The following is a 5,249-nucleotide window of genomic DNA, read 5'->3' as shown; positions in this document are numbered from 1 at the left end:
CGCTTCGCGCCACCGCTCACCAGTACGGCAATCGGCAGAGAATCAGCCTACTCCTCCAGCGTGACGCTCTCGTCGGCGGCACTTCGCAGCGCGTCCGAGCGGCCGTAGCTCCCCGGCGCGATCGCCAGCGTCCGCACGCCCTCCCGCCCCGCCAGCTCCAGCGCGGGCTTGAAGTCGGTGTCTCGCGAGGCGATCGCGACCGTCCGGACGCCGTTCCGGAGGACGAACTCGGCCCCGTCGACGGCGAGTTTCACGTCGACGTCGCCGCTGGTGGTGATCACCTCGAACCCGTGGGCCTCCGCCGCCCGGATCAGGCTGCCCGGCGCCTGCTCGTTCAGGTAGAGCCGCGCCGACACGACCCGACCCGAGGCGGCCGCGGCCGCACGCACGTCGTCCAGATCCACGTCGAACTCGTCGCGTAACACGTTCGGCCCGTCGACGAACAGCGCGACCCCCTCGCGCCGCTCGCCGAACAGCCGCCGCACCCAGTCCATACACCTGCCTGCGTCCGCCCCGGCATATCGCTTCCGGGACTCGCCGATCGGCTCTCGAATTGATGATAGAACGTCGAAAGAGAGAATCATTTACGAGCTAACAAGAAATATTCAGTCTATTTCGACAGAAATATACGTCCGATCCGCGGTTGTGATGGCACACCATGTCAGACGGTGACAGCGGCCACGGTCGACGGAGCGTTCTGAAGGGTATCGGCGCGCTGGGCGCCGCCGCGGCCTTCGCGGGCGTGAGCACCGCGACGCCGGGCCGCGGCGCCGGCCCGAAGAAGGAGGAGATCCTCGTCGGCGTCTCCGCGACGGCGGACGACATTACGAGCACCGTCGCGAACTACGTCCCGGGCAACGCCGAGGTCGTCCACAGCAACGAGACGCTGCACTACGTCGCGGTGAAGTTCCCGAGCACGGCCGCCGACGAGGCCCGGGAGAACTTCATCGAGGCGATCACGAAGAAAGACCACATCAAGTACGCCGAGAAGAACGCCACGCATCAGGCGCTGGCGACGCCGAACGACCCGCAGTTCGGCGACCAGTACGCGCCCCAGCAGGTGAACGCGCCGACGGCGTGGGACACGACGTTCGGGAGTTCGGACGTGACCATCGCCGTCGTCGATACCGGCGCGCAGTACGACCACCCGGACCTCGCGGGCAACTACGCCAGCGACCCGGGCCAGGACTTCGTCGACAGCGACGGCGACCCGGCGCCGGACGACGCGCAGAGCGAGTACCACGCGACCCACGTCTCCGGCTGCGCCGCGGCGGTCGTCGACAACGGCACCGGCGTCGCCGGGCAGGGGAACTCCACGCTGATCAACGGCCGCGCGCTGGACGAGAACGGCAGCGGCTCCACCGCCGACATCGCCGACGCGATCCAGTGGGCCGCCGATCAGGGCGCCGACGTGATCAACCTCAGCCTCGGCGGTGGCGGCTACACGGAGACGATGAAGAACGCGGTGAGCTACGCGACGAACAACGGCGCGCTCGTGATCGCGGCGGCGGGCAACGACGGCTCTTCGTCGGTCTCCTACCCCGCAGCGTACTCCGAATGTCTCGCGGTCTCGGCGGTCGACGACAGCGAGAACCTCGCGTCGTTCTCCCAGTACGGCAGCTCGGTCGAACTCGCCGCGCCGGGCGTCGACGTGCTCTCGACGACGACGCAGACCCGCGGGGGGTACGAGCAGCTCTCGGGCACCTCGATGGCGACGCCGGTCGTCTCCGGCGTCGCCGGCCTCACCCTCGCCCAGTGGAGCTCGCTCTCGAACAGCGACCTCCGGAGCCACCTCAAGAACACGGCCGCCGACATCGGCCTCTCCAGCGACGAGCAGGGGAGCGGACAGGTCGACGCCGCGGCGGCGGTCACCACCGAACCCGGTAGCGGCGGCGGTGGCGGCGGTGGCGGGGGCGACGACGGCGGCAGCGGCGACTCCACGTCGTCGTCGGTCAGCGGCAGCCTCTCGGGCTACTGGGACTACGACGACTACAGCTACGGCTGGAGCTACAGCAGCCCGTCGCAGGTCGTGATCGAGCTCGACGGTCCCGCGGACGCGGACTTCGACCTCTACGTCAACACGGGCACCACCGCGAACGCGACGCCCAGCGACTACGACTACGCCTCCTACACCGCCGACAGTCAGGAGACGGTCGTGATCGACGCCCCCGACGACTCCACGGATCTCCAGATCGACGTGGACTCCTACAGCGGCTCGGGGAGCTACACGGTGACGGTCACCGAGTACCAGTAACGGCGCGGGGTCGCACGGTCCGACCACGGCGGCGACCGTGCGACCCGACGACCGAACGCCGTCCGCCGCCTCGCTTCTCCGGTCTGTCTCGTCGCCGAGAGCCCCAGACCTATTAGCCGCGCCCGCCAACCTCGGCCCAATGGCGACGTGTGACGAGTGTGGGAAGCAAGAGAACATGCCCTACGAGTGTCGCCGGTGTGGCGGCTCGTTCTGTGCGGAGCATCGACTCCCGGAGAACCACGACTGTCCCGGGCTGGAGTGGGACGACCCCGTCGGCGTCTTCGATCAGGCCGAGGAGCGCGACGCCGGCTCGACTGGCGGGAGCCGACTCGGCGTCCGTGAGCGCGCCCGATCGCTCTGGCGGAGCTACGTCCGGAACAACGCGACGTTCGTGCTCCTGCTGTTGATGTGGGTGACGTGGATCGTCCAACTCGGACTCCGAGCGTTCGAGATGCGGGGGATCGAGGACGCGCTGTTCGTGCTGCGGTCGAGCCACCCCGAGTACGTCTGGACGTGGTTCACCTCGGTGTTCGCCCACGGCGGCATCGTCCACATCGCGGCCAACAGCATCGGGATCTTCTTCTTCGGACAGGTGGTCGAGCGCCGCATCGGCACCAAGCGCTTCGTCGGGCTGTTCCTCGTCTCGGGCGCGGTCGCCGGCCTCGCCCAGATCGGCGCGACGGTGGCGCTGGTCGGCCCGACCGTCTCGGTGGGCGTCCTCGGGGCCAGCGGCGCGCTGCTGGCGATCATGGGCGTGCTCACCATCCTGAACCCCGGGCTGACGGTGTACCTCTACTTCTTCATCCCGGTGCCGATCTGGCTGCTCACGATCGGCTTCGCCGGCTTCAGCCTGCTGCAGGGGTTCGGCGCGTTCCAGGGCGGCGGGAACGTCGCCCACTGGGCTCACCTCGCGGGGCTGGGGATCGGCCTCCTCTACGGCACCTACGTACAGGGGCAGGTCGAACCACCCCAACAGCTCCAGTTCGGCGGCGGGGGACCGGGCGGTCCCGGCCGCGGCGGGGGACGGTTCTGAGCCGTGGCGCTCGACCGCCCCGAGTTCCGTCCCGACCCGGCGCTCTCCCGCGAGGAGATGGAGGATCTCCAGCGCGAGATCGCCGACGCCGCCACCTTCACTGACGACCTGCCGTTCGATCCGGCGACTGTCGGTGTGGACGGGCCAGTCGAGGCCGACAGCACCGGCAACGAACGACTGGGGACCAGCGACGCGCCGGTGATCGTTGGCGTCGATCAGGCGTTCCTCGACGAGCGCGCGGTCTCGGCGATCGTGGCGATCCAGGACGGCGCCGTGATCGAGCGCACCCACGCGGTGACGCCGCTGTCGATCCCCTACATCCCGGGCCTGCTCGCGTTCCGCGAGGGCGGGCCGATCCTCGCGGCGTTCGAGGAACTGTCGGTCGATCCCGATCTGGCGGTGTTCGACGGCTCCGGCCGGATCCACTTCCGGCAGGCCGGCATCGCGACCCACGTCGGCGTCGCGCTCGACCTGCCCAGTATCGGCGTCGCGAAGAGCCTCCTCTGTGGGACGCCCGCCGAACCCGTCGACGATCGGCCTGCGGGCTGGTCGACGCCGATCGAGGCCGACGACAGCGTCGAGGCGCCCGCGGGCACCACCATCGGCCACGCCTACCAGTCCCGGCAGTGGGACCGCGCCCAGTCGATCAACCCCCTCTACGTCTCGCCGGGCCACCGCGTCTCGGCGTCGACGACGGTCGATCTGGTGGACGCGCTGTGTGCGGGGTACAAGCTCCCCGAGCCGACCCGGCTGGCGGATCGCTACGCCGACGACGTGAAGGCGGCGTCCGAGTAGCTCGCGCTCTCGGCCCTGTTTGCTCACACTTAACCCTCGCCCGGTCGAGCACGTACTCATGCGACCGGAGACGGTGCTGATCACTGGCTGTTCGTCCGGTATCGGCCGCGCCACCGCCGAGGCGTTCCTCGACGACGGGTGGACGGTGTACGCGACCGCGCGGGACCCCGACGACATCGCCGACCTTGAGGCCCACGAGAACTGCGTCACCGACGAACTCGACGTGACCGACGACAGCGACGTGCGAAACGTCGTGAACCGGATGCTCCGGAACGAGGACCGGATCGACTGTCTGGTCAACAACGCCGGCTACGCCCAGTTCGGCCCGACCGAGGAGGTGCCCGTCGAGGCCGTCGAGGACCAGTTCGAAGTGAACGTCTACGGCCCGCACCGGCTCACGCGGGCGGTGCTCCCGCACATGCGCGAGGCCGGGGAGGGGACGATCGTGAACCTCTCCTCGGTCGCCGGCCGGGTGTCGATGCCCGGCGGCGGCGCCTACTCGGGATCGAAGTTCGCGCTGGAGGCGATGACCGACTCGCTGCGCTGGGAGGTCGACGGCCACGGCATCGACGCGGTGCTGATCGAGCCGGGTCCGGTCCGGACGAAGTTCAACGACCGCGCGACCGAGGAGAGCGACGCCGCCGAGCGCACCGACGCCTACGAGTGGTTCTGGTCGGCGTTCGAGGACACGCAGGTGCTCGGCGGCGACGGTCCCGGCGCGGTCGAACCCGAGGAAGTCGCGACGGCGATCGTCGACGCCGCGAACCTCACCGACCCGCCCGCGCGGATGCCCGTGGGGACGGTCGCGAAGCTGCTGGTGAAGAGCCGGTTCCTGCCGGACTCCGTGGTGGATCTGGCGATGCGGTTCGCGCGGAAGCGGATGGATTGAACGGAGTTTGGGTGCGGAGTTCTCTCGGTTTTCGTAGCGCGTGTGATGTAGTGGATCGTTCTCGCCGTGGCTCTCTTGGAAGTAGCCGCGAACAGCAACAGCAGCTCGATCGTTGGCACCTTGTAACCGCACCGCCCCGCACAGCCCTCGAACCTCCCCAGCCGACTCCCTCCTTCGCTTCGCTCAGTCGGTCGTCCCTCGCGCTCGGTTCGCGTCCGTCGACGCTCGCGCTTCGCGCCGACAGCGACCGCGGTGCGGTGGCGGTGGACGGGGGGGGG

At 69.4% G+C, this 5,249-nt stretch carries 5 protein-coding genes; 4 read left to right on the top strand and 1 reads right to left on the bottom strand.

Translation table 11 applies throughout. From position 1 onward, the window contains the following. Nucleotides 1-47: 47 nt before the first annotated feature. Nucleotides 48-494, bottom strand: coding sequence for an NYN domain-containing protein (locus tag ACFR9S_RS03885; RefSeq protein WP_379818101.1), 447 nt, complete (start codon nt 492-494; stop codon nt 48-50). Between the two features lie 164 nt (nt 495-658). Here ACFR9S_RS03885 and ACFR9S_RS03880 point away from each other — a divergent pair, with 164 nt between their 5' ends. The 4 genes from ACFR9S_RS03880 to ACFR9S_RS03865 all read left to right on the top strand — a co-directional run bounded on the left by ACFR9S_RS03880 (nt 659) and on the right by ACFR9S_RS03865 (nt 4,971). Then, entirely contained in the window at nt 659-2,254 is a 1,596-nt protein-coding gene (locus ACFR9S_RS03880; protein ID WP_379730984.1) for a S8 family peptidase, read from the top strand. A 139-nt stretch (nt 2,255-2,393) separates the two neighbouring features. Next, nucleotides 2,394-3,287, top strand: coding sequence for a rhomboid family intramembrane serine protease (locus ACFR9S_RS03875; protein WP_379730983.1), 894 nt, complete (start codon nt 2,394-2,396; stop codon nt 3,285-3,287). 57 nt (nt 3,288-3,344) lie between these two features. After that, entirely contained in the window at nt 3,345-4,082 is a 738-nt protein-coding gene (locus ACFR9S_RS03870; protein ID WP_379730991.1) for an endonuclease V, read from the top strand. A 58-nt stretch (nt 4,083-4,140) separates the two neighbouring features. Next, complete coding sequence (locus ACFR9S_RS03865; protein ID WP_379730982.1) at nt 4,141-4,971, top strand: SDR family oxidoreductase; 831 nt, start codon at nt 4,141-4,143, stop codon at nt 4,969-4,971. Nucleotides 4,972-5,249 lie beyond the last annotated feature (278 nt).

It is taken from the genome of Halolamina salina (genome assembly GCF_042678005.1).
Lineage (GTDB): Archaea > Halobacteriota > Halobacteria > Halobacteriales > Haloferacaceae > Halolamina > Halolamina salina.
Note: the sequence above shows the minus strand (reverse complement) of the source record. Positions and strands in the feature narration are given on the sequence as shown.

Excerpts from the sequence above, each read along its gene's own strand:
- ACFR9S_RS03885 (WP_379818101.1), bottom strand. The coding sequence starts at position 494 with ATGGACTGGGTGCGGCGGCTGTTCGGCGAGCGGCGCGAGGGGGTCGCG.
- ACFR9S_RS03865 (WP_379730982.1), top strand. The coding sequence starts at position 4,141 with ATGCGACCGGAGACGGTGCTGATCACTGGCTGTTCGTCCGGTATCGGC.
- ACFR9S_RS03880 (WP_379730984.1), top strand. The coding sequence starts at position 659 with ATGTCAGACGGTGACAGCGGCCACGGTCGACGGAGCGTTCTGAAGGGT.
- ACFR9S_RS03875 (WP_379730983.1), top strand. The coding sequence starts at position 2,394 with ATGGCGACGTGTGACGAGTGTGGGAAGCAAGAGAACATGCCCTACGAG.
- ACFR9S_RS03870 (WP_379730991.1), top strand. The coding sequence starts at position 3,345 with ATGGAGGATCTCCAGCGCGAGATCGCCGACGCCGCCACCTTCACTGAC.